The organism is Stenotrophomonas sp. CASM114 (assembly GCF_049384325.1).
In the GTDB taxonomy this organism is placed as follows: Bacteria; Pseudomonadota; Gammaproteobacteria; order Xanthomonadales; family Xanthomonadaceae; genus Stenotrophomonas; species Stenotrophomonas muris.
Genome location: NZ_JBMRGJ010000012.1, coordinates 58,851 through 81,596, shown reverse-complemented (window position 1 = coordinate 81,596; position 22,746 = coordinate 58,851). Strand labels below are relative to the sequence as shown.

25 protein-coding genes, 1 tRNA gene and 2 pseudogenes are annotated in these 22,746 nt (G+C 66.9%); 18 read left to right on the top strand and 10 right to left on the bottom strand.

Annotated elements, in window-relative coordinates; genetic code table 11:
* Window positions 1-57 precede the first annotated feature (57 nt).
* The 4 genes from dusA to VG566_RS13135 all read left to right on the top strand — a co-directional run bounded on the left by dusA (window position 58) and on the right by VG566_RS13135 (window position 3,884).
* Window positions 58-1,089 (top strand): tRNA dihydrouridine(20/20a) synthase DusA, encoded by a 1,032-nt coding sequence (gene dusA / locus VG566_RS13150; RefSeq protein WP_241884575.1) that lies wholly within the window; start codon window positions 58-60, stop codon window positions 1,087-1,089.
* A gap of 213 nt (window positions 1,090-1,302) precedes the next feature.
* Window positions 1,303-1,677 carry a hypothetical protein gene (locus VG566_RS13145; protein ID WP_014645619.1) on the top strand — a complete coding sequence of 125 codons (375 nt, stop codon included), beginning with the start codon at window positions 1,303-1,305 and terminating at the stop codon, window positions 1,675-1,677.
* Between the two features lie 73 nt (window positions 1,678-1,750).
* A complete protein-coding gene (locus VG566_RS13140; protein WP_004136763.1) occupies window positions 1,751-2,434 on the top strand; it encodes a response regulator transcription factor in 684 nt (227 codons plus the stop codon).
* 25 nt (window positions 2,435-2,459) lie between these two features.
* On the top strand, window positions 2,460-3,884 hold the full coding sequence (locus tag VG566_RS13135) for a sensor histidine kinase (RefSeq protein WP_014645620.1): 1,425 nt from the start codon (window positions 2,460-2,462) through the stop codon (window positions 3,882-3,884).
* A gap of 85 nt (window positions 3,885-3,969) precedes the next feature.
* Here VG566_RS13135 and VG566_RS13130 read toward each other — a convergent pair whose 3' ends face one another.
* Both VG566_RS13130 and VG566_RS13125 read right to left on the bottom strand, forming a co-directional pair.
* Window positions 3,970-4,761 (bottom strand): zinc-dependent peptidase, encoded by a 792-nt coding sequence (locus VG566_RS13130; protein ID WP_423172649.1) that lies wholly within the window; start codon window positions 4,759-4,761, stop codon window positions 3,970-3,972.
* Complete coding sequence (locus tag VG566_RS13125; RefSeq protein WP_046428091.1) at window positions 4,728-5,012, bottom strand: hypothetical protein; 285 nt, start codon at window positions 5,010-5,012, stop codon at window positions 4,728-4,730. Before VG566_RS13125 ends, VG566_RS13130 begins: the two co-directional genes overlap by 34 nt.
* Before the next feature lie 144 nt (window positions 5,013-5,156).
* Between VG566_RS13125 and birA the strand changes: the two genes are divergently transcribed.
* From birA to VG566_RS13095, 6 genes and pseudogenes are all read left to right on the top strand, one after another.
* Window positions 5,157-6,125 (top strand): bifunctional biotin--[acetyl-CoA-carboxylase] ligase/biotin operon repressor BirA, encoded by a 969-nt coding sequence (gene birA, locus VG566_RS13120; RefSeq protein ID WP_046428093.1) that lies wholly within the window; start codon window positions 5,157-5,159, stop codon window positions 6,123-6,125.
* Window positions 6,122-6,853, top strand: a complete 732-nt coding sequence (locus VG566_RS13115) for a type III pantothenate kinase (RefSeq protein ID WP_004153755.1) — start codon at window positions 6,122-6,124, stop codon at window positions 6,851-6,853. Before birA ends, VG566_RS13115 begins: the two co-directional genes overlap by 4 nt.
* 9 nt (window positions 6,854-6,862) lie before the next feature.
* Complete coding sequence (locus VG566_RS13110) at window positions 6,863-7,717, top strand: SPOR domain-containing protein (protein ID WP_241884574.1); 855 nt, start codon at window positions 6,863-6,865, stop codon at window positions 7,715-7,717.
* Window positions 7,718-7,757: 40 nt separating this feature from the next.
* Window positions 7,758-7,833: transfer RNA gene (locus VG566_RS13105), tRNA-Thr, on the top strand.
* Window positions 7,834-8,039: 206 nt separating this feature from the next.
* Window positions 8,040-8,326: pseudogene (locus tag VG566_RS13100) on the top strand (type II toxin-antitoxin system RelE/ParE family toxin).
* A gap of 58 nt (window positions 8,327-8,384) precedes the next feature.
* Window positions 8,385-8,687, top strand: coding sequence for an addiction module antidote protein (locus VG566_RS13095; protein WP_197557639.1), 303 nt, complete (start codon window positions 8,385-8,387; stop codon window positions 8,685-8,687).
* A gap of 57 nt (window positions 8,688-8,744) precedes the next feature.
* Here the strand turns inward: VG566_RS13095 and VG566_RS13090 are convergent, their stop codons facing one another.
* The gene (locus VG566_RS13090) at window positions 8,745-9,149 is read right to left on the bottom strand and encodes a hypothetical protein (protein ID WP_239508185.1); all 405 of its coding nucleotides are present in this window, start codon (window positions 9,147-9,149) and stop codon (window positions 8,745-8,747) included.
* Window positions 9,149-9,556: pseudogene (locus tag VG566_RS13085) on the bottom strand (hypothetical protein). Before VG566_RS13085 ends, VG566_RS13090 begins: the two are co-directional and overlap by 1 nt.
* Window positions 9,557-10,149: 593 nt before the next feature.
* Here VG566_RS13085 and VG566_RS13080 point away from each other — a divergent pair.
* On the top strand, window positions 10,150-10,920 hold the full coding sequence (locus VG566_RS13080; protein WP_241884573.1) for a DUF3011 domain-containing protein: 771 nt from the start codon (window positions 10,150-10,152) through the stop codon (window positions 10,918-10,920).
* A gap of 24 nt (window positions 10,921-10,944) precedes the next feature.
* Here the strand turns inward: VG566_RS13080 and VG566_RS13075 are convergent, their stop codons facing one another.
* The 3 genes from VG566_RS13075 to VG566_RS13065 form a co-directional block, all read right to left on the bottom strand.
* Window positions 10,945-11,292: a hypothetical protein gene (locus VG566_RS13075; protein ID WP_041862980.1), complete on the bottom strand. Its 348-nt coding sequence runs from the start codon at window positions 11,290-11,292 to the stop codon at window positions 10,945-10,947.
* A gap of 480 nt (window positions 11,293-11,772) precedes the next feature.
* Window positions 11,773-12,528 (bottom strand): SGNH/GDSL hydrolase family protein, encoded by a 756-nt coding sequence (locus tag VG566_RS13070; protein ID WP_134967398.1) that lies wholly within the window; start codon window positions 12,526-12,528, stop codon window positions 11,773-11,775.
* Between the two features lie 179 nt (window positions 12,529-12,707).
* Window positions 12,708-13,157, bottom strand: coding sequence for a hypothetical protein (locus VG566_RS13065; RefSeq protein ID WP_032956250.1), 450 nt, complete (start codon window positions 13,155-13,157; stop codon window positions 12,708-12,710).
* A 274-nt stretch (window positions 13,158-13,431) separates the two neighbouring features.
* Between VG566_RS13065 and rocF the strand changes: the two genes are divergently transcribed.
* The 3 genes from rocF (at window position 13,432) to VG566_RS13050 (ending at window position 15,075) form a co-directional block, all read left to right on the top strand.
* Window positions 13,432-14,352: an arginase gene (gene rocF / locus VG566_RS13060; protein WP_241884572.1), complete on the top strand. Its 921-nt coding sequence runs from the start codon at window positions 13,432-13,434 to the stop codon at window positions 14,350-14,352.
* A gap of 160 nt (window positions 14,353-14,512) precedes the next feature.
* The gene (locus VG566_RS13055; RefSeq protein WP_014035659.1) at window positions 14,513-14,650 is read left to right on the top strand and encodes an entericidin A/B family lipoprotein; all 138 of its coding nucleotides are present in this window, start codon (window positions 14,513-14,515) and stop codon (window positions 14,648-14,650) included.
* Window positions 14,651-14,853: 203 nt separating this feature from the next.
* Entirely contained in the window at window positions 14,854-15,075 is a 222-nt protein-coding gene (locus VG566_RS13050) for a CsbD family protein (RefSeq protein WP_004153772.1), read from the top strand.
* Window positions 15,076-15,148: 73 nt separating this feature from the next.
* On the opposite strand, the gene VG566_RS13045 is transcribed toward VG566_RS13050, so the two are convergent.
* Complete coding sequence (locus VG566_RS13045; RefSeq protein ID WP_241884571.1) at window positions 15,149-15,955, bottom strand: hypothetical protein; 807 nt, start codon at window positions 15,953-15,955, stop codon at window positions 15,149-15,151.
* Window positions 15,956-16,063: 108 nt separating this feature from the next.
* On the opposite strand from VG566_RS13045, the gene VG566_RS13040 reads away from it, so the two are divergent.
* The 4 genes from VG566_RS13040 to VG566_RS13025 all read left to right on the top strand — a co-directional run bounded on the left by VG566_RS13040 (window position 16,064) and on the right by VG566_RS13025 (window position 20,701).
* Entirely contained in the window at window positions 16,064-17,359 is a 1,296-nt protein-coding gene (locus tag VG566_RS13040) for a tryptophan--tRNA ligase (protein WP_032956245.1), read from the top strand.
* Between the two features lie 204 nt (window positions 17,360-17,563).
* Window positions 17,564-17,860 carry a hypothetical protein gene (locus tag VG566_RS13035; RefSeq protein ID WP_014645632.1) on the top strand — a complete coding sequence of 99 codons (297 nt, stop codon included), beginning with the start codon at window positions 17,564-17,566 and terminating at the stop codon, window positions 17,858-17,860.
* A 150-nt stretch (window positions 17,861-18,010) separates the two neighbouring features.
* Window positions 18,011-18,943, top strand: coding sequence for an MBL fold metallo-hydrolase (locus VG566_RS13030; RefSeq protein WP_197562204.1), 933 nt, complete (start codon window positions 18,011-18,013; stop codon window positions 18,941-18,943).
* A gap of 105 nt (window positions 18,944-19,048) precedes the next feature.
* On the top strand, window positions 19,049-20,701 hold the full coding sequence (locus tag VG566_RS13025) for a M28 family metallopeptidase (RefSeq protein ID WP_241884788.1): 1,653 nt from the start codon (window positions 19,049-19,051) through the stop codon (window positions 20,699-20,701).
* Between the two features lie 244 nt (window positions 20,702-20,945).
* On the opposite strand, the gene VG566_RS13020 is transcribed toward VG566_RS13025, so the two are convergent.
* Together VG566_RS13020 and VG566_RS13015 are read right to left on the bottom strand one after the other, a co-directional pair.
* A complete protein-coding gene (locus VG566_RS13020) occupies window positions 20,946-21,242 on the bottom strand; it encodes a hypothetical protein (protein ID WP_014645635.1) in 297 nt (98 codons plus the stop codon).
* Window positions 21,243-21,309: 67 nt separating this feature from the next.
* On the bottom strand, window positions 21,310-22,644 hold the full coding sequence (locus VG566_RS13015) for an MFS transporter (protein WP_014645636.1): 1,335 nt from the start codon (window positions 22,642-22,644) through the stop codon (window positions 21,310-21,312).
* Between the last annotated feature and the right edge of the window lie 102 nt (window positions 22,645-22,746).

Genomic DNA, 22,746 nt, shown 5'->3' with positions numbered 1-22,746 from the left:
CCCGGAGCCACCCGCCGCCATTCAGCCGTCCGGTGTAAACTATTGATCTCACTGGCAATGCCAGTCTCCGCGATCAACACCCCGATGACGTCCGCCACCGCCCGTTACGCCGATTCCCTGCGCCTGTCCGTTGCCCCCATGATGGACTGGACCGATCGCCATTGCCGCGTGTTCCATCGCGTGCTGGCACCGGGTGTGCGCCTGTACACGGAAATGGTGCACGCCAACGCGGTCATCCACGGCGATCGCGCGCGCCTGCTCGGCTTCGACCGCAGCGAACAGCCGCTGGCGCTGCAGCTGGGGGGCAGCGATCCCGCGCTGCTGGCGCAGGCTGCGCGCATCGCTGCCGACTGGGGCTACGACGAGGTCAACCTCAACTGCGGCTGCCCGTCCGACCGCGTGCAGGCCGGGCGCTTCGGCGCCTGCCTGATGCGCGAGCCGAGGCTCGTGGCCGAGTGCGTGGCGGCGATGGTCGATGCCGTCGAGATCCCGGTGACGGTGAAGTGCCGCCTGGGCGTGGACGAGGACAACGACTACGACGTGTTCGCCGCCTTCGTCGACCGCCAGGTCGCCGCAGGTGCCGCGATGGTGGTGGTGCACGCGCGCAACGCGTGGCTGAAGGGCCTGTCGCCGAAGGAGAACCGCGAGGTTCCGCCGCTGAAGTACGACTGGGCCTACCGGCTGAAGCAGGAGCGCCCGGCGCTGCCGGTGGTGCTCAACGGCGGCCTGGCCAGCGTCGAGGCGGTGCAGGCGCAGGCCGCGCACGTCGATGGCGTGATGCTGGGCCGCGCGGCCTACCACGACCCCTACCTGCTGCATCAGCTGGAGGCGCTGCAGACCGGCGCCCCGCTGCAGGCCCGCGGCGACCTGCTGCGCGCGCTGCGCCCCTACGTGGAAGCGCGCTTGGGCGAAGGCCTGGCGCTGAAGCACATCACCCGCCACCTGCTCGGCCTGTTCCATGGCCAGCCCGGTGGCCGCGCATTCCGCCAGGTGCTGAGCGAGGGCGCACACCGCCCGGGCGCCGATTGGAGCCTGGTCCAGCAGGCGCTTGCCGCGACCGAACGCGACGCTGATCGCGCCGCAGCGTGACCGCTGTCACATTCCTGACTTGACAAGGCGCGGCGATTCGTTCCGAATGTTCACCTAGCTGAACATCGCGGGGTCGCGGCCGGAAAAGTTCAGACCGGATTCACTGCCCCAAACCAAGAATTTGCAAAGGATTTGTAAAGCGCCGGGCCCCGAACCCAGCATCCGGATTTACGACTTTTGAACGAATCGCCGTGCTCGGCTAGGATCGCATCGATGTCTTCCGCTCCCTTCCATCGCCGCATTGCCCTGGCCACCTGCGTGGTCCTGTCGGCCGTGCCGCTGTCGTCGGCGCTGGCACAGCAGCCGCCGCGGGGTGAGCAGGGGCGTGCGGAGATGATGGAGCGGGGCGAGCGCGGCAACCGTGGCGACGAGCGTTCGCTGTCCGATGCCGTGCGCCGCGTGCAGCGCACCACGGGTGGTCACATCCTCGGTGCCGAGCGCGTGCCGTTCGATGGTCGTGATATCAACCGGGTGAAGTACATGGACGACCGGGGCCGGGTCCGCTACATGGACGACCCCGCCCCGTCGCGTTCACAGCCGCGCACGCCGCGGTCGGATATGTCATCACTACGCGGCGATAACCCCTGAACAGGGATAGTTGTCGCTATCAACCCGTACCCCACAGGCCTCCGGGCCACACCCAGGACACTAGGGAGAGTTCATGCGTATCCTTCTGGTCGAAGACGAAGCCCCGCTGCGTGAGACCCTGGCAGCCCGGCTCAAGCGCGAAGGCTTTGCCGTCGATGCTGCGCAGGACGGCGAGGAAGGCCTCTACATGGGGCGTGAAGTTCCGTTCGATGTCGGCATCATCGACCTGGGCTTGCCCAAGATGTCGGGCATGGAGCTGATCAAGGCCCTGCGTGATGAAGGCAAGAAGTTCCCGGTGCTGATCCTGACCGCGCGTTCGAGCTGGCAGGACAAGGTCGAGGGCCTGAAGCAGGGTGCCGACGATTATTTGGTCAAGCCGTTCCACGTCGAAGAGCTGCTGGCCCGCGTCAACGCGTTGCTGCGCCGCGCCGCCGGCTGGAGCAAGCCGACCCTGGAATGCGGCCCGGTCGCATTGGACCTCGCCGCCCAGACCGTCAGCGTGGCCGGCAGCAATGTCGACCTGACCAGCTACGAGTACAAGGTGCTGGAGTACCTGATGATGCATGCCGGTGAACTGGTCTCCAAGGCCGACCTCACCGAGCACATCTACCAGCAGGACTTCGACCGCGACTCGAACGTGCTGGAAGTGTTCATCGGCCGCCTGCGCAAGAAGCTGGACCCGGATGGCGAACTGAAGCCGATCGAGACCGTGCGCGGTCGCGGCTACCGTTTCGCGATCCCGCGCAACGAGGGCTGAGCCGGCTCACCCTGGCGATAACACGATGTCCGGCCGTCTGTGGTTCTTCCGACGCTGGCGGCCGCGCTCACTGCAGGCGCGCCAGATGCTCGCCGCGTCCGTGGGCCTGGTGGCGTTCCTGGCCCTGGCCGGTTACGCGCTCGACGCCGCCTTCGCCGACACGGCGAAGGCGAACCTGCGTGAGCGCCTGAAGAACTACGCCACCTCCTACGCGGCCGGCATCGACTTCACCCGCGACCGCTCGCTGTACATCCGCGAGCAGCCGCCGGATTCCCGCTTCGACGTGCCCGGCAGTGGCCTGTACCTGCAGGTGGTGATGCCGCACGGCAAGGGCAATTCGATGTCCGCTGAAGGCCCGATGCTGCCCACCGTGGGCGGCGGCCTGCTGGCACCGCGCCAGGAAGTGTTCGAAGGCCCGCTGCCGATGATCCAGATCGACGGCAGCCAGGGCTCGGTGTACCGCTATGGCCTGGGCCTGGTGTGGGGCGCCGATGCCGACCCCGCCACCGAATTCCCGTACACCATCTATGTGATGGAAGACTCGCGCGCGCTGGGTGCCCAGCTGCGCGTGTTCCGTGGCCGCGTCTGGTTCTACCTGGGCGGCATCGGCCTGATCCTGCTGCTGCTGCAGACCGTCATCCTGCAGTGGAGCCTGCGCCCGTTGCGCCGGGTGATCACCGAGTTGACCAAGGTGCAGCGCGGCGAGACCGAGCGCATGAGCGAGCGCCACCCGCGCGAGCTGGAACCGCTGACCGACAGCATCAACGCCTTCATCGAAAGCGAGCGCGAGAACCTCGAGCGCCAGCGCAACACCCTGGCCGACCTGGCGCACAGCCTGAAAACGCCGATTGCCGTGTTGCGCACGCAGATGGACAGCGGTGCCGGCGACGGCGCGCTGCGCGAAGAACTGGACGTGCAGTTGCAGCGCATGAACAACCTGGTTTCGTACCAGCTGGCGCGCGCGGCCTCCTCGGGCCACAAGCTGTTCTCCGCGCCGCTGCCGATCGAGTCCAATGCCGAGGAAATCGTGCGTGGGCTGGAAAAGGTCTACGCTTCCAAGGGCGTGCTGTGCGAATTCGATATCGATCCGGCCGCACGCTTCCACGGCGAACCGGGCGACCTGCAGGAACTGCTCGGCAATCTGCTGGAGAACGCCTTCAAGTGGGCCAACCGCCGCGTGCTGCTGACCGCGCAGCCGCTGCCGGCCCCGAACGCGCGCCGCGCCGGCCTGCTGCTGGCGGTGGATGACGACGGCCCGGGCATTGCCCCGGACGACATCGGCAAGGTGCTGCAGCGTGGCGTGCGTGGCGACGAGCGCGTGCAGGGCCACGGCATCGGCCTGTCGATCGTGCAGGACCTGATCAAGGATTACCGCGGCGAACTGACCGTGGGCCGTTCGGCCGAACTGGGCGGCGCCCGCTTCGAAGTGCGCCTGCCGCCAGGGCCGTAAGCCTCGTTGATCGGTAGTGCTGGCCGCTGGCCGGCAACCAAGCAATGCCATCGAAGATCATGAGGTTGCCGGCCAGCGGCCGGCACTACCGCATTGCGATCCTGGGCGGCTCGCCGTAGAACCGTCGCAGCTGCGCCGCCACCTCCGGCAACGCCTGCTGCAGCAGATCCGGTGCCGAGAAGTGGTACTCGCTGGCCACCGCGAAGAACTCTTCCGGCGCCTCGGCCGCATACGGATCGATCAGCGTCTCTTCGCCTGCGTCCACCTGCGCACAGAACGCGTCGCAGGCGCGCTGGAACGTGCCCGCCCACTCGCGCTGCCATTCGCGCGGCAGCGGCGGCGTACCATCCATCGCACCATCGAGCGCATCCAGCTTGTGCACCATCTCGTGCACCGCCACGCAGTAGCCCTCGTGCGGCGCCGCCAGGTCGGCCTGCACATCGGCCCAGGACAGGATCAACGGACCGCTGTCCCACGACTCGCCGATCAGCTCGTCATCCCACTCGTGCAGCACGCCAGCCGCATCCATGTGGCTGCGGTGCACGCGGAAGGCATCGGGGTAGACGATCAGCTGCGACCAGCCCTCCAGCCCCACCTCACCGAACGCCAGCAGCGGCAGGCAGCACAGCGCGGCCAGCAGCACGCCGTCACCGGCCTGCAGCTGCAGCTCACCGATCGGGGTGATGGTCTTCTCGTGCAGGAAGCGCGTGGCCAGTACGCGCAGGCGCGCGCGGCGTTCGTCGTCCAGTCCGTGCAGCCAGGCCGCGCGGCGGCAGGCGTGTTCCCACAGTGCATCGTCGATCGGCCGCGGCGTAGGCCGCAGCCACTGCAGCAACGACTTGATCAGCGGAACATTCCCGGCAGGTAGCTGTGCCACTTCGGCGCACGGATGCGCTGCAGCACGTCATCGTCGCTGCCGCCGCCCCCGGTGCTGGTGGCACTGCTGGCCGCAGGGCGTACCGGTGTCGGCTTGGTGGTCGCAGCCGAGGCAGTCGCGGTCGGCGCGCGCTGCGAGGCGGCATCACCGTTGGAGGACACGCAGGCGCCGCGGCTGTCGTCCAGCGCTGCCGTCGCAGACGCCGCGAAGGGCATCATCAGCAGGATCAGGCAATGGGCATAACGGCGCATTGACGACATCCACGTTAAGGGAGGGTGAGTTCCCGATTCTAGCCCGAACCCGGCGCCCCGTTGGAAGCCCCCGCGGAACCCAGCGTGGCGGGCGTCGCTGGCGGCTTTCCCGCATAATTCCTGCCTGACTTCGTGGAAGCTGCCGTGGACGATCGCCAATTGCTGGCCAAACTCGCTGCCGGTCGCCTGTCCGGCGACGCCCTGGCCCGTGAGCTGGGCCAGACCCGTGCGGCTATTTGGAAGCGTATTCAAGGGCTTAGGGCCGCCGGTGTGGATGTCGAGGGCCGTGCCGGCGAGGGCTATGGCCTGACCCGCCCGGTTGACCTGCTGGACCCGGCGGCGATCCGTGGTGGCCTGCCGGCCGGGGTCCTGCCGCTGCTGCACGACCTGCAGGTGGCCTGGACGGTGGACTCCACCAACGCTGAATTGCTGCGGTGCAGCGCGCCCCAGCGCGGGGTCAGCGTGCTGCTGGCCGAACGCCAGACCGGTGGCCGTGGCCGTCGTGGCCGCACCTGGGCCTCGCCGCTGGCCGCGCATATCTACCTGTCGGTGCTGCGCCTGTACTCCGGTGGCCTCGGCCGCCTGGCCGGGCTGAGCCTGGTGGCCGGCATCGCCGTGGCTGAAGCGCTGCACGACCTGGGCTATGCCCAGGCACAGCTGAAGTGGCCGAACGACCTGATCGTCGATGGCAAGCGCAAGCTGGTCGGCCTGCTCGCAGAGGGCGGTGGCGAATACGCCGGCCCGGCGCGCGCGGTGATCGGCATCGGCATCAACACGCACATGCCGCCGTCGTTCGCCGAGCAGATCAGCCAGCCGTGGGTGGACCTGGACACCCTGGCCGGGAAGCCGGTGGACCGCAACGTGGTCGTTGCCGCCGTGCTGGCCCGTCTGCTGCCGGCGCTGGAGGAATTCGATCGCGAAGGCCTCGCTCCGTTCCTGCCGCGCTACGCCGCCTTCGACATGCTGGCCGGCCGCGAAGTACGCGTGGAACTGGACGGGCAGTGGCAGCACGGTACCGCGCTTGGCCTGGCCGATGACGGCGCATTGCGCGTGCGCATCGATGGCCAGGAGCGCCTGCTGCACGCCGGCGAAGTCAGCGTGAGGGCAGCATGAGCGATTGGTTGTTCGACCTCGGCAACTCGCGCTTCAAGTTCGCGCCGTTGCAGGGTGACCGTGCCGGTGACGTGCAGGCCTGGGCGCATGGCGCCGAAGGCATGGCCGGGCAGCCGCCGCACAGCCTGCCCAGCGGTACCACCGCGTTCGTGGCCAGCGTGGCCGCACCGTCGCTGACCAGCGCCATGCTGGACCAGCTGCAGCGCCGCTTCGAGCATGTGCATGTGGTGCGAACCAGCGCCGAATGCGCCGGCGTCCGCATTGCCTATGCCAAGCCGGAAAAGTTCGGCGTCGACCGCTTCCTGGCCCTGCTGGCCGCAGCCAAGGCGCAGCGCCCGGTGCTGGTGGTCGGCGTGGGCACCGCACTGACGATTGACCTGCTTGACGCCGACGGCCAGCACCACGGTGGCCGCATTTCCGCATCGCCCACCACCATGCGCGAGGCATTGCACGCCCGTGCGGTGCAGCTGCCGGCCACTGGCGGCGACTACAGCGAGTTCGCCAACGACACCGCCGATGCGTTGGCCTCCGGTTGCGATGGCGCCGCGGTGGCGCTGATTGAACGCAGCGCGCAGCAGGCGCACGCGCTGCTGGGCGTAGCGCCGTCGCTGCTGGTGCACGGCGGCGGCGCACCGGCGCTGATGCCGCTGCTGCCTGGCGCCGACTACCACCCGTCGCTGGTGCTGGATGGCCTCGCCCGCTGGGCGGTGCACCAGCCCGCAGGCTAGTATCCGCGCATGCTGACCCGTGCCCTGATCGTCGTACTGGCCGTTCTCAATCTTGGCGTCGCCTGCTGGTGGCTGCTGCGCGATGCACCGCAGAAGCCTGCGCCGCCGCCGCAACCCGCTGGTGTGGCCGAGCTGCGCTGGGTGCCCGGTGGCGCGGATGCCAATGCCGCAGCCGAGGCCACCGCCGCCGCCCCGACCGCACCGCTGATGGAGCGCGAACCGGCCGCGAAGACCGCAGTGGCTGCGACGCCTGCACCCGCGCCGGCCGGGCCGGCCAAGCCCGAAGTTTCCAAGCCGCAGACGGCTGACGTTACGCCGATTGCTGCCGCTGCCAAGCCGGCAGCACCGCCTGCACCCGTTCCGGCACCGGAAAAGCCCGTAACCCCGCCCGCGGCCACCGAGCCGCCGCGCTGCGTCGCGCTGGGCCCGTTCGCCGACCGCGCCGCCGCGACCGGTGCGCAAGGCAAGGCCGGCGCGCTGCTCAGCCAGGCGCGCCTGCGCGAACAGCCCGCTGCCAGCGGCAGCGCCCGTTACCGGGTGATGCTGCCGGCCGCCGCCAACCGTGATGAAGCGCAGGCCACCGTGAAACGTATCGTCGCCGCCGGCCTGAGCGACTACTACATCATCAGCCAGGGGGAGGAGGCCAACGCCGTGGCGCTGGGCCAGTACCGCAATCGCGAAGGCGCCGAGCGCCGCATGGCAGCGGTGCAGGCCGCCGGCTTCCAGCCGCGCCTGGTGGCCAGCGGCGACGCCGGCCAATGGTGGCTGGAAGGACAACTGGCGGCGGGCACGCAGCCGGCCCAGGCCCAGCAGCGCAGCGGGGCGGCACAGAGCCGGTCGCTGGACTGCACGCGGTTGCGCTAGAATCCCCGGACCGCGGCACTGCCGCCGGTGCACCACCCATGCCGCTTTAGCTCAGTTGGTAGAGCAACTGTCTTGTAAACAGTAGGTCATCCGTTCGATTCGGATAAGCGGCACCATCAAACTCCAGTTGTGCAGCTCGACACGGCGGCGCAGTAATCGGTCGAGCACTGCTCCCTGCTGCGTCTCTCCCCTTCTTTTCCTTCCTTGCTGTTATCTCATCTTGCACCTGACGAGGCGCGTCCCACCCGCCTGTGCGCGTGCTTCGTGGTTGATGCGCGTTTCTCGTAGTTGAAAATGTGTAGCCAGTAGGCTACATTTTTCCATGAAGATCCAGCGTACCCGTCAGTTCGCGACATGGATTGACGCTCTCAAGGACGTAACTGCACGCGCTCGCATCTTGGCCCGCATCGGTCGGCTCGCCGAAGGCCATCCGGGTGATCACCGCTATCTGGGGGACGGTATTTCCGAACTGCGTATCGATGCAGGGCCGGGCTACCGCCTGTACTACACCCAGCGCGGCAGGCAGTGGGTGATTCTTCTGGTTGGAGGCGACAAGGTTCGCAGCGGCGCGATATAGAGACGGCCAAGGAGATTGCACGTGCCCTGTGAGCGTCGAACCGGCTGTAGTCGAAACGAATCAATACCGAAGTACTGGAGCTGTTCCATCATGGCCACTAAGAAAAAAGTCGAACTCAAAGCAATTGATGTGGCCGAACATCTTCGGACACCCGAAGAAATGGCCGCCTATCTCGACGCCTGCATCGACGAAAGCGACGGCGATTCGGCATTCATCGCCAAGGCGCTGGGCGATATCGCCCGTGCCCAAGGGATGAGCAAGGTCGCACGTGCGGCGGGTCTGTCGCGGGAGAGCCTGTATCGCGCACTGTCCGGCGAGCGCAGCCCCGATTTTTCGACCATCCTGAAGGTGACCCGGGCACTTGGTGTGCGATTGCACGCCAGAGCTGTGTAAAGCATCAGGGCATTTCGCTCAAGCTTGGCCATCTCAGAAAGTCTGGCGCGAACAGGTTCAATCAAACCGGATGATGCGGATCAACCCCTTTGTCGAGGATCCGTCTCCGAAGGCGGCCACCGTGCCACAGGGGAATACCTCTTTCGCACCGTCGTGGTTGATGAATGAGATCGTGCAGTGTGCCCGCGTTCCCGGCGTGATCCGGGTGATGCCGCAGTCATTCAAGACGAAGCCGTACCACATAAGTTCAGGGCTTATCGAAAGCGCCATGGGGCGCGCGGTGGAGGCGATCATCTCGGCAACAGCGCCGCCGCGCGAATCCACTTCGTCCAGCCGCAGCTCAACGAGAACAGGCTTCAGGTTTGGATAGGGTGTGCTCATTCCAGCAGCGGGTCTGCCTGATTCGCTAGCCTGGGCAGTGACGTTGTGAACCTGTGCATTGGGGATCTCAATGTTCTGCATTACTGAGCCCCACCCACCTGCAGCGCCACATACTCCGCCAGCCCCCGGCAGGCCAGCATCAGCCCCTCGCGCACACCGTCGCCGATATCGTCTTTCTCTTCCCCGTCCACGCGCACGCGTTCGGCGGCGTGATATAGCTCCAACAACGACACCAGACCCACCGCAGCGCGGTCCCGGCGAGCGGCGGCCACGGCTTGGCCGGGTGTGCTGGCGGGCCCCGGTCACGGCTGTCCATCGGCGGCGTCACCGGTCTGGATGCGCTGCAGGCAGCCGGGCAGATTGATCGGTGCGGGGGCTTCGTTCGCAGCGGCGAAAGCGGCTTCCAACGGCTGCGCCAGTTCGGGTGGCAGGCGCAGCGCGGCCTCGCCAAGGGTGGCGGTCAGGTACGGGTGATGGGTCTTGGGCATGCGGGCGTCCTCGTCGGCAACAGAGGTGCCACCCGAAGAGGGTGGCGGGCGATGCGTGGCTTCCAAGACCGGGTCAACGAATCGGCGGGCACGAGGCCCCCACGCACCGCCCGCCGTCGATCGGCTAACGGATTGCCAGCCGGCGCCGCCCCTGAAAGGACGACGCCGGCTGGCAAGCGTATACATCGTTGACAACACGGGCTTGGAAGTCCCGACCACCTTTTGCAGGTGGCGATTCATCATGCGCACGCGAAATCCCCGCCTGCCAGTCGTTTGTTTTGATGGCATCGGGTGATCTGAAAGGAAAAATGAATTATCGCGTTTGGCCTGTTTCGAGCATCGCAATGCCAGAAGCGACATATCGCGCAGTGCCGTCATCATCGGCCATCCGGGCCGCGCCACTGTTGCCGCACGGCTTACAGTAGCGTGCGACGTAAAGCTGGCTTAACAGCCTCGGTAAGGCACCAAGGCAACGATACCAGGCGTGAATCCCCACGCGCGCTACCCGGATCTTGATATTCCTCACGGACCGCCCGCAGCGCCCACCGCATACTGCGGCTACACGCCCACCTGGGCCCCTTCGGGATCCGCACATGCGTCGCCATGCCCTGTCGCTCTCCGTCGCACTGGTGTCCACCGCTTTCGTGGCCCCGGCCATGGCCGCGGTGCCGTTCTTCAACGCCAGCTGCCCGGGCGGTATCGATGTGCACGCCGACGAAGGCGGCCCCGTCTACGTGCAGGGCCGCGAGGCGGCGCTCAAGCGCTTCAACGACCGCTACGTCGAAGCACGCGATGCCAATAGCGGCATCACGTTGTCGATCAGCAGCAGCGAGGATGGCACGCCGCAGATCAGCTACACCGGCCGTGGCGGCGCCAATGGCATCTGCCAGGTCAGTGCCAGCGGAACGCCGGCGCGGGAAGAGCATCGCGATCGCCGTCGCCACGATGACGACAGCGATGCGGCGCTGCCGCGCGAGGTGACCTGCGAATCCACCGACCAGCAGCAGGTGTCGTGCGACATGGATACGCGCGGCAACGTGGAGGTGGTGCGCCAGCTGAGCCACACCCGCTGCGAACAAGGGCAGAACTGGGGCCTGTCGCGGCACTCGGTATGGGTGAACGGCGGGTGCCGGGCGGTGTTCCGCAATGTGTCCAAGGTGGCGTACAGCGCGCCGGCGGGTGATACCGCGCTGGGCTCCTGCAATTTGCGCAAGGGCGCGCAGGGCACGCTGGTGACCCAGATGCCGGTGGGTAGCGACTACCAGGAACTGATCATCGATTACCCCGATGGCCGCTTCCTGTGCATGATGCGCAACAACGGCCAGGTGCAGAGCCTGACGCCGGTTCGTCGCCGCGGCGGTTGAGTTCGCCGTGGGCGGGGGCCTCCGTCAGCCGCCTGGTGTTCGCAGCAGCACCCATGCCAGTATCAGGGTGAACACACCAATGACGGTCAGGCCGAACCACGCCGCGGCCACCTTAACGTTGCCGATCAACGCCGCCAACATGCGGTCCAGTTCGCTTGTCAGAATCGGATACTCAGCGTGCGCCTTGCGCAGACGCTGCCAACCGAACGCCAAGAACAGCAGAAGCGAGAATGGCGTCAGCAGCAGCGCCGCCTGCATCAGCCAGCCGTTCGGCGACGCATCGATCAAGCTGTTCAACAGAACCGCAAAAAAAGCGATGGGCAGCGCGACGATGAAGAAGCGTGGCCAGGTGGTGTTGATAAAGGGCGACATCACAATCTTCCATGAAAGGCGGCAGGTCCGTACGGCATCATGCCATGCCGTTTCACTGCTGCACCGCTGCGGCACGCCAGGACGGAGGTCAGCGCGGGTTTACCGGGTCATTGCCCTTCTTGTAGGTGTACCCGGTGACATCCCAGCCGCCGCCATGGCCGGACGAGGGTTCCACCCAGGTGAATTCCCACGTCTACAGGGAGCCGTCGGGAAGCGGGTTCTCCACCCGGTAGATCTCACCGGGAATGCCCTGCTCCGGCAGCTTGCCGGGAATCGATTCATCCGAGCGTGCAGACGCGCGCCCTACGGAGAACGCGCGCCGTTCCACCTGTACGTCGTCGTAACCCCCAACACGTTCCCGGTCGGCGGCGTAACGATGGGGCCGCGAACCACCGCTATCTTCATTGTGGACTTGACGGAGGTTGCGCTCAGGTTCGGTTGAAACCTGGGACTTACAGCATTCTCCGATTGCACAGGATGTCAGCTGGCGTCGATGATCTGCTTCACGATTGGTCGAAGCACCTTGTACGCGTTCTCACCTTTCAGCTGGTAGAGCTCGGGAGTAGGGTGTGTACAGTCAGACAGCAGCTCTCGCCAATTGGGCGTGGCAAGCAATGCCCAGAATTGGGAAGCCATTGGTATGTTCATCTCGTGGCCCAACTGATCGAGATGCATCACGTAGTACGGCATCCCTGTTTCTCGGGCGGGGTGGCACGATGGATTGGGCTCGTAGATCACCACGGTTTTGCCATGTTCTCTTGCAATACGAACCAGCTCGCCCATCACGCGCTTGTATTCCTGTGGTGATGCGGAGATCTTCCCAGACTCTGGACGGGAGAACAGATAGGCATCGCCAAGCCCAAAGTTCAGAGTCACGATCTGGGCATGGGATTTCGCCATGACAGACTCCCACGACTGGTGAATTCCGTCGGTCCCGTTCAGCGCATCTGAGGATTGAATTCCGCCAATCCCTTCGTTCTTCACAACGACACGATCACCGTACTCTGTCCGCAGCAAACGCTGCAGTGTGTTGGGCTGATTCATCGCGGCGATGATCGTTCCGGAAGGCGTGGCGGTGTAGCCTACGGTCGTGGAGTCGCCATATTCCTCGATGAGGATCTGCTTCGTTGTCGCATCAACCGGAGCCGCAGCATCTGCAGTAGTGACGGGCGCAGAGCAGGCGACAAGGAGGGGCGAAACGGCGGCCAGTCGTGCTAGTCGGAGTATGAAGATCATGGACGGATTCTACCCCTCCCGAATGCCGCTATCGGTACCGATTCGTTCCTGATCGGTCGTCAAGCCACAGGCTGCAGCAGGTCCTCGCGATTGTTCGGGGGCCTGCTTGTCGCGCGCCTGACGCCGATTTGCCGAGATTCCGCGGCGTCGTGCCTGGGGCGGGGCAGGGCAGCGTCCCGCTACTGCTGGTTTACCGGGTCATTTCCCTTCTTGTAGGTGTACCCGGTGACATCCCAGCCGCCGCCATGGCCGGACGAGGGTTCCACCCAGGTGAATTCCCACGTCTGCAGGGAGCCGTCGGGAAGCAGGTTCTCCACCCGGTAGATCTCACCGGGAATGCCCTGCTCCGGCAGCTTGCCGGGAATCGATTCATCCGAGCGTGCAGACGCGCGCCCTACGGAGAACGCACGCCGTTCCACCTGTACGTTGCCGTAGCCCTGTGGGGCGAACGACGGCTTTACCCGCTGCGCCACCCAGTCGAGCACCTGGCGTGCGCTCGCCGTCTGCATGGGATACGCGTCGGTGGTCACCGTATGCGTGATGCGTTGCGAGGAGGCATTGGCAGCTGCCGGAAACAGTCCGCCCAGGGCAATTGCCAGTACCGCAAATCCATTGAGTGCATGTTTCATGCGCGTCGTTCTCCAGGGTTGGGGAAATGAAGCCGCACCGTCCGGGTGCCGACGCAGGGTGGACACAAGGACCGCCGTGGGTAAGAGGCGATGCCGACTCGGGTGTGAAGTGGATCAAGGAAGGGCGGGTTCCTGACCGCTCAGCGCTGGAATGCCTGACGGGGGCGCCTTTGTGCTCGCGGCGATCCGGGCATTGCCCTGCTGCACCGCCGCGAGTGGTGTCACACAGCTCTGGCTAGACTGTGCTTCTTTTTCCCCACCGCAGGAGGCACCCATGGCCCATCCCATCTCCGTATCCCTGATTGGCGTTCCCACCGACGTCGGTGCGGGCCATCGCGGTGCACGGCTGGGGCCGGAGGCGCTGCGCGTGGCGGGCCTGCCGGAGGCGCTGGAAGCGCGTGGTGTGGACGTGCGTGACGTGGGCAATCTGGATGGCCCGCGCAACCCGTGGACCGTGCCGGTGGAAGGCTACCGCCATCTGGATGAAGTGGTGGCGTGGAACCATGCACTGATGGAAGCCAGCTACGCCGAGCTGCAGGCCGGCCGCATGCCCATCATGCTCGGCGGCGACCACTGCCTGGGGATCGGTTCGATCACCGCCGTCGCGCGCTGGTGCCGCGAGCAGGGCAAGACCCTGCGCGTGCTGTGGCTGGATGCGCACTCGGATTTCAACACCAGCGATGTCACCCCGTCGGGCAACATCCACGGCATGCCGGTGGCCTGCCTGTGCGGCCTCGGCCCGGAGGCGCTGACCCACCTGGGCGGCAGCGCACCGGCGATCACCCCGGCGCAGATGCACCAGATCGGCATCCGCTCGGTGGACCCTGAGGAGAAGCGCCTGATCAAGACCCACAAGGTGGATGTGTACGACATGCGCTACATCGATGAGAACGGCATGAAGCGCGCGGTGGAGGCGGCGCTGGCCGGCATCGATGAGAACACCCACCTGCATGTCAGCTTCGATGTGGACTTCCTCGACCCGAGCATCGCACCGGGCGTGGGCACCACGGTGCCGGGTGGGGTGAACTACCGCGAGGCGCAGCTGGTGATGGAGATGATCGCCGACACCGGGCGCATGGGATCGCTGGACATCGTCGAGCTCAACCCCTTGCTGGACAAGCAGAATGCCACCGCCGAACTGGCCGTGGACCTGGTCGAAAGCCTGTTCGGCAAGTCCACCCTGATGCGCGACTGAGGGCCTGGCCTGAACGGATCGCCGATCCGTTCACACCCGCTCCACGCCGCTGCCGCCAGATTGCACTTCACGCGGCGGCGGTGGCAGTGTGCCCTCCCGCCGAGCGACAGAACCCCATCCGCGAATGAAGCGGTGTAGCGGCGAACCCAAGGAGAAGCCCATGAAGCGCGTAGTTGCCCTGATGCTGTTGTCGATGTTCTCGGTGGCCCTGCTGGCCGGTTGCAATACCGTTGCCGGTGCCGGCAAGGACGTGCAGAAGGCCGGTGAAAAAGTTGAGGACGCCGCCAAGGGCAAGTGAGCCCGGCGCGGATTGGAAAGCGAAAAGGCCGGGAATCTTCCCGGCCTTTTTTGTGCGCGCTGTTTGCCGCGTGGCTGTCGAAGCGGAGTGAACCATTCAAGCAGGTGAGCATGTATTTCATTGCCGGTTGACCGGTACTCAACAGCCGCTGCGCGAAGCTGGAGCCACGGTAAGAACGCCGTTGCAACCAAGGACTCCCAGCAATGAACAAAGACATCATTTCCGGCAAGTGGTCGCAGCTGAAGGGCAAGGCCCAGGCCAAGTGGGGCGATCTGACCAACGACGACTTCGATGTGGCCGAAGGCAATGCCGAGTATCTGGCCGGCCGCCTGCAGGAACGTTATGGCTGGGCCAAGGACCGCGCGGAGAAGGAAGTGCGCGAGTTCCAGGACGCGGTGAGCAAGGACTATCCGGACTACAAGTAAGCGCTTCGGTTTCCCCCACAACACGACGCCCGCACCGTGAGGTTGCGGGCGTCGTGTTGTCTGCGCGGGACGATCAGCGCGCCGGCGGGTCCGGCACGTAGCGGTTGGGGAACGCCTGCGGTTCGCGCGGCAGGCGCGAGGGCGAATCCACCAGGATGCCGCGCGCACGCAGGTTGCGGGCGCTGTCGTAGCGCAGCTGCAATACCTGTGCGGGGCTGCGGCTGGCGCGCTCGAAGTCGGTATCGCGCACCGAGGACTGCTCGCGCGCACCGTGGCCGGTACCCAGCGCTGGGGCCTGCGACTTGCTGGCGTAGCCTTCGATGCGGCTGGCTTTGGCACTGGCACTGGCATCGGCCGCCGCTTCGGCCGCCGGGGCCGGCAGCGGCAGGCCACGGCGCAGGATCGGCTCAGGGCGCCAGCGACGTGCCTCTTCGAACACCGCCACGCCCACAACGCCGATGTTGTCCGGGCGGCCGGTGCGGCTGGCATAGCTGCCGCTGGGGCTGCTGAACACGAACTGCGCCACTTCGTCCTGGCTCTTGCGCCAGCCGGTGATGTCGGCGCGCTGGCCGGGGTTGAGCACGTAGCCGGTCTGCGAGGGATCGGCATCCTCGCCGGAGATGGCGTTGACGCCGTCCACCGACAGCACCACCAGCACCCGGCGCGGGCTGTCGTTGTACAGGCGCACGGCGTAGCGGTGGCCGCGCTCGCCGGCCACCCAGCGCTGGCCCTCGGCGGGGTAGCTGCGCAGTTCGGTGCCACGGTCGCGGTCGACCAGGGTCATGCGCACCGGGCCGCCTTCGTAGGCCGGTGGCGGAGGTGGCGCCGGGCGGAAGCCGGCCAGGGGCAGGATCAGCAGCAGGGGCAGCAGGCGTTTCATCGGGCGTCTCCAGCGGGGTTGGGTGAATGAACGCGCCGCAGGCCCTGACGGGGTTGGTGGCGTGCAAGGTAAACTGGCCCCGTTCATCGAAGGTTACCCCACGCAGTCATGACGACCCGAGTCCTTACCGGCATCACCCCCTCCGGCACGCCCCACCTGGGCAACTACGTTGGCGCCATCCGTCCGGCCATCGCCGCCAGCCGCGCGCCGGGGATCGAGAGCTTCTTCTTCCTGGCCGACCTGCACAGCCTGATCAAGTCGCAGGACCCGCAGCGCACCCAGCGCGCGACCCTGGAGATCGCGGCCAGCTGGCTGGCCTGCGGCCTGGACCCGGAGCATGTGTGGTTCTACCGCCAGAGCGACATCCGCGAGACCACCGAGCTGATGTGGTTCCTGACCGCCATCGCCAGCAAGGGCATCCTCAACCGGGCGCACGCCTACAAGGCGGCAGTGGACAAGAACCGCGAGGAAGGCGTGGACGAGGACGCAGGCGTCAGCGCCGGCCTGTTCATGTACCCGGTGCTGATGGCCGCCGACATCCTGATCTTCAAGGCCAACCAGGTACCGGTGGGCCGTGACCAGATCCAGCACATCGAGATGGCGCGCGATTTCGCCCAGCGCTTCAACCACGTGTACGGCAAGGAGTACTTCCCGCTGCCGGACGTGGTGATCGATGAGCAGGTGGCGACGCTGGCCGGCCTGGATGGCCGCAAGATGAGCAAGAGCTACCACAACACCATTCCGCTGTTCGTGCCGCGCGAGGAGCTGAAGAAGCTGGTGTTCTCGATCCTGACCGACTCGCGCGCACCGGGTGAGCCGAAGGACACCGAAGGCTCGGCGCTGTTCCAGATGTACCAGGCGTTCGCCACGCCGGAACAGACCGCGGAATTCGCCAAGGCGTTCGCTGCCGGCATCAGCTGGGGCGACGCCAAGCAGCAGTTGTTCGAGCGCATCGACAGTGAACTGTCGCCGCTGCGCGAGCGCTACAACGCGCTGATGGCCGAGCCGGAGAAGATCGAAGCGCTGCTCAAGCGCCGTGGGCAGCAGCTGCGCGAGCAGTTGGCGGCACCGCTGCTGGAAGAACTGCGCCACGCCGTGGGCCTGCGCGACCTGTCCACGGCGGGCGACATCGCCAGCGAAGATGCCGGCGTGGCCCGCGTGGCGCCGCCGCAGTTCAAGCAGTACCGCGAGAAGGACGGCCGGTTCTACTTCAAGCTGACCGCCGGCGACGGCACGCTGCTGATCCAGAGCGAAGGCTTCGATTCGCCGCGTGATGCCGGCCAGCTGATTGCCGTGATCAAGCAGGCCGAGCAGGGCGACCAGCTGCAGAGCGAGCTGTTCAAGCTGGACGCCGAGGTGGACGCCGTGCTGGCCGCGCTGGCCGTGCTGCGCGAAGCGGCCTGATCGCCGGGCCTGCCTGCCCTTTGTAGAGTCGAGCCATGCTCGACTTTGCTCCGCCCCTGTAGAGCCGAGCCCGTGCTCGGCTGGGTAGCAAAGCAGCCGAGCATGGGCTCGGCTCTACAGGGAAGCCCCCCGCCGGCACGACCGTGGCACAGCAGCCATGGCATGATGTCCACGCGCCGCCGGCGCGATGACATGGAGTCTGCGATGGCCTGGTTGTCGCTGCTGCTGTTCCTGCCCTGGTTCCTGCTGCTGGGCAGCCTGTACTGGCTGTTCCCGCGCCAGCCGCGTAGCGCGCGGCGGCGCCTGTTCGATGGCACCACCCTGGTACTGGCGTTCGCGCTGAGCATCGTGTCGATGCTGTGGGGCTACCGCATCGGCGTGGTGCAACCCGGCGCCGGCCCGATCTGGCCGCAGGTGCTGGCGGTGCTGTACGCCTACGGCGCGTTCCTGGCGGTGCTGGTGCTGGCGTTGCTGCTGCGACCGCGCTGGCTGGACCGGTAGTGCCGGCCGCTGGCCGGCAACTGCATTCAACGGGCTGCGCCGAGGTTTGCCGGCCAGCGGCCGGCACTACCCGACCAAAGCCGCATCGAACCCGGGCCGCCTGCGCGCCTACCATGGGCGTCTGTTCCCGATCCTGCCAGGTGCGTGCCGATGACCGCCGACCCCAGCATCCACACCATCGATACCGGCTTCCAGCGCCCGGACTTCGACGCGGCTTACCTGATCGTTGAAAACGGCCGCGCCGCGTTTGTCGACTGCGGCACCGGCCTGTCGGTGCCGGCGATGCTGCAGGCGCTGGCGGATGCCGGCCTGGGCGTGGAAGCGGTGGACTGGTTGCTGCTCACGCACGTGCACCTGGACCACGCCGGCGGCGCCGGCCTGCTGATGCAGCAGCTGCCCAACGCAAAGGCGGTGCTGCACCCGCGCGGTGCGCCGCACATGATCGACCCGACCCGGCTGATCGCCGGTGCCACGGCGGTGTATGGCGCCGACGAGATCGCGCGCAGCTATGGCCGCATCGAGGCGATTCCGGAGTCGCGCGTGGTGGTGGCCGAAGACGGCCACCGCATCCATCTGGCCGGCCGCGAGCTGGTGCTGCTGCACACGCCGGGTCACGCGCTGCACCATTATTGCGTGTGGGATGCGCGCAGCCGCAGCTGGTTCACCGGCGATACCTTCGGTATCTCCTACCGCGAGCTGGACAGCGCGCAGGGCGCTTTCATCTTCCCGACCTCCTCGCCGGTGCAGTTCGACCCGGAGGCGATGAAGGCCTCGATCCAGCGCATGCTGGGCTACGGCCCGCAGGCGATGTACCTGACCCACTACGGTCGTGTGGAACAGGTGGAGAAACTGGCCGGCGACCTGTTCGAGCAGATCGATGCGATGGCTGCCATTGGCCGCCAGTGCGACGGTCGACCGGACCGCCATCGTTGCCTGTTGGCCGCGTTGCAGGCGCTGTATCTGGAACGTGCACAGCTGCATGGCTGTGCGCTGGACGATGCGGCAGTGACCACCGTGCTGGCGATGGATATCGAGCTCAATGCACAGGGCCTGGCCTGCTGGCTGGATCGCATCAGCAGGTAGATCCACGCCCTGCGTGGATGACGCGGGCCCAAGCCGCGCCGTGATGTCACGACCACGTTACACTCTGGTGACTTCCAAGCTAGCCGTGGTACTGCCGTGAATCCGATGCGCGTGTTGCTGCTGTCGTCCTGCCTGTTCGTCGGTGGCCTTGCCCATGCGGCCAACGACCTGCCGGGTGGCGGCATCGATCCGCAGGCGCTGTCGCGCCATGTGCGCGTTCTGGCGTCGGATGAATTCGAGGGCCGCGCGCCGGCCACCGAGGGTGAAGAGCGCACGGTGCAGTACCTGATCGAGCAGTTCCGCAGCTACGGCCTGCAGCCCGGCGGCGTGGATGGCAGCTGGGTGCAGCCGGTCCCGTTGGTGCGCGCGCAGCTGGACGGCCCGGCCAAGGCCAGCCTGTCGCTGAACCAGGGCAAGCGTGCGCTGGCCAATGGCGTGGACGTGACCCTGCAGAGCCTGCAGCCGCGCAAGCGCGTGCAGATCAGGAATGCGCCGCTGGTGTTCGTCGGCTATGGCATCGATGCGCCGGAACGCCAGTGGAACGACTACAAGGACGTGGACCTGCACGGCAAGATCGCCGTGGTGCTGATCAACGATGCCGATTTCGAGGCCGATGCGCCGGGCGCGTTTGACGGCAAGGCGGTGACCTACTACGGCCGCTGGACCTACAAGTTCGAGGAAGCCGCACGCCGTGGTGCCGAAGGCGTGCTGATCGTGCACGAGACCGCGCCGGCCGCCTACGGCTGGGCCACGGTGAAGAGCTCGGGCACATCGCCGCTGTTCGACATCGAGCGCGGCCAGGACGAGGCGATGGCGCAGCACACGCCGCTGCGTGGCTGGATGCAGCGCGAGCTGGCCGAGGCGATTTTCGCCGACGCCGGCCTCGACTTCGATGCCGAGAAGCGCAAGGCGATGCGCGCCGACTTCCGTCCTGTGGCACTGGACAACGCCAAGCTGAGCGTGGACTTCGCGCTGAAGCGCGAGCAGGTGGTGACCCGCAACGTGGTGGCCAAGCTGCCCGGTGGCGAGCATGGCGACGAGGCGGTGATCTTCTCTGCGCACTGGGATGCGTTCGGCATCGGCCAGCCCGACGCCAAGGGGGACCGCATCCGCCGCGGTGCGATCGACAACGCCACCGGCGTGGCCACGGTGCTGGAACTGGGCCGGGTGTTCGCCGCCGGCCCGCAGCCGCAGCGCACGCTGTACTTCGTGGCGCTGACCGCCGAAGAGAAGGGCCTGCTGGGCGCCAGCTACTACGCCGCGCACCCGCTGGCGCCGCTGGACAAGACCGCCGCGGTGCTGAACATCGAAATGTTCAGCCCGGATGGCCCGACCCGCGACATCGCGTCGTGGGGCAAGGGCCGGGTCTCGCTGGAAGGCGACCTGGAACGCGTGGCCAAGGCCCGCGGCCGCAGCTACAGCCCGGACCCGAACCTGGAAGCGGGCTTCTTCTACCGCGCTGACCACTTCGCCTTCGCCCGCCTGGGCGTGCCGGCAATCACCATCGGCCCGGGCCTGGACAAGCTGGACGGTGGGGTTGAAGCTGGCCGCGCGCTGCGCGAGAAGTACTTCGCCGATTGCTACCACCAGGCCTGCGATGCCTGGACGCCGCGCTGGGACCCGAGCGGCCACGCTGCCGATACCCTGCTGGTCTACGATCTGGGCGCGGAGCTGGCCAACAGCCGCCGCTGGCCGACGTGGGAAAAGGAATCGGAGTTCCGCGGCGCGCGCGACAAGAGCGAAGCGGCCCGCCGCTGAGGTAGTGCCGGCCGCTGGCCGGCAACTGCCTGCTCTTTCAGGAGGTTCATGAGGTTGCCGGCCAGCGGCCGGCACTACCGAAAGAAGGTGGCGTTGCCGGCCAGCGGCCGGCACTACCGAAAGAAGGTGGCGTTGCCGGCCAGCGGCCGGCATTACCGAAAGAAGGTGGCGTTGCCGGCCAGCGGCCGGCACGACCGAAAGAATGTGGAGGTGTCGGCCAGCGGCCGGCACGACCGGGTGTTCGTCAGCGCCGGCGCAGCAGCTTCCATGCGCCCCAGCCGCTGGCGGCGAGCGCTGCCAGATAGCACGCCACCATCGTGCGCAGGCCGACCAGCGATCCGCCGTTGACGCCGCGATGCAGGCGCAGTTGCAGCGAGCTGTGGCCGCTGCCCAGGTCCACTGCCAGCTGCAGCGCCAGTGCGGCGCAGAACAGCAGCAGGGCGATCCCGAAGCCGATGCGTGGCCATGCGGCCTGTGCGCTGGGGCGGCGCAGCAGCCAGGCCAGTGCCGTGGCTGCGGCCAGCGTCACCGCGATCCACATCAGTGGAGGAGCGGGAGACGCAGCGGCCACCGGCATTGCACCGGTGGCCGCGATCAGGGCAACGCGCTTACTTGCGGGTGCCGTCGAGCCAGTTCGGGCCCTTGTTGGTGAGGAAGAACACATAGACCACCAACGATACCGCGATCGTGGCAGTCACGTAGAGGGCGAACCAATCGACGTGGCCGGTCTTCAGCGCGCCCTGGTACAGCAGCGGGGCGGTGCCGCCGAACAGCGAGTTGGCCAGCGCATAGCCCAGGCCCACGCCCAGTGCACGCACATGGGTGGGGAACAGTTCGGCCTTTACCACCGCATTGATGGAGGTGTAGCCGGTGAGGATGACGAACGCCAGCGCCAGGGTCAGGAAGGCCAGGGTGGCGTCATGCTGGTGCGGCAGCTGGGTGATCAGGTACCAGCTGTACAGCACGCCGCCGACGCCGAAGAACACCAGCAGGGTCTTGCGGCCGATGATGTCCGACAGCCAGCCACCGACCGGCTGCAGCACCATCAGGAAGGCCAGCACGCCCAGGTTGATCAGGGTGCCGGTCATCGGATCGTTGCCGGCGAAGGCGCTCTGGATCATCTTCGGGCCGTTCACCGAGTAGGTGTAGAAGGCCACGGTGCCGCCGGCGGTGATCAGGAAGCACAGCAGCAGCGGTCGCCACTGGTGCACGAACAGCTCGTACATCGAACCGGACTTCTGCGCCTTGCCCTCGCGCGCGGCCTCGATGGACGACTCCGACAGCGACTCGTCCATGCCACGGCGCAGCCAGAACACCACCACCGCGGCGATGCCGCCGATGCCGAAGGCGATGCGCCAGCCCCACTCGGAGATTTCCGGCTTGCCCCAGAAGGTCAGCATCAGCAGCAGGGTCAGCTGGGCCAGCACGTGGCCGCCAACCAGGGTGACGTAGTGGAAGGACGACAGGAAGCCGCGGCGGCCGGGAATGGCGGCTTCGGACATGTAGGTGGCGCTGGCGCCGTACTCGCCACCGGTGGCGAAGCCCTGCAGCAGCCGTGCGAACAGCAGGATGACCGCGGCCCAGATGCCGATGCTGGCGGCGGTGGGGGTGATGGCGATCAGGAACGAGCACAGCGCCATCAACGTGACCGAGACGGTCAGCGCCAGGCGGCGGCCATGGCGGTCGGCGAAGCGGCCGAAGAACCAGGCGCCGATCGGGCGCATCAGGAAGGTCGCGGCGAAGATCGCCCACACGTACATCGTGGAGTTCTTGTCGTCGGGCGAGAAGAACTGCGATTCGAAGTACACGGCGAACACCGAGTACACGTAGACGTCGTACCACTCCACCAGGTTGCCGGCGGAGCCTTTGAGGGTGTTGGAGATCGACCGCCGCAGGGCGGCGCGGTCGTTCGCGGGGACAGCAGGTTGGGGCGTGGTGCTCATCTGGGTGGGAATCCTCGATGCGGCGCGTCCGTGCGCAGGGAAAACGGCGCCCGGCCTTGGGGCGGCGCGGCCGGGCAGCCCTCTTGGTACTGCATCGACCGT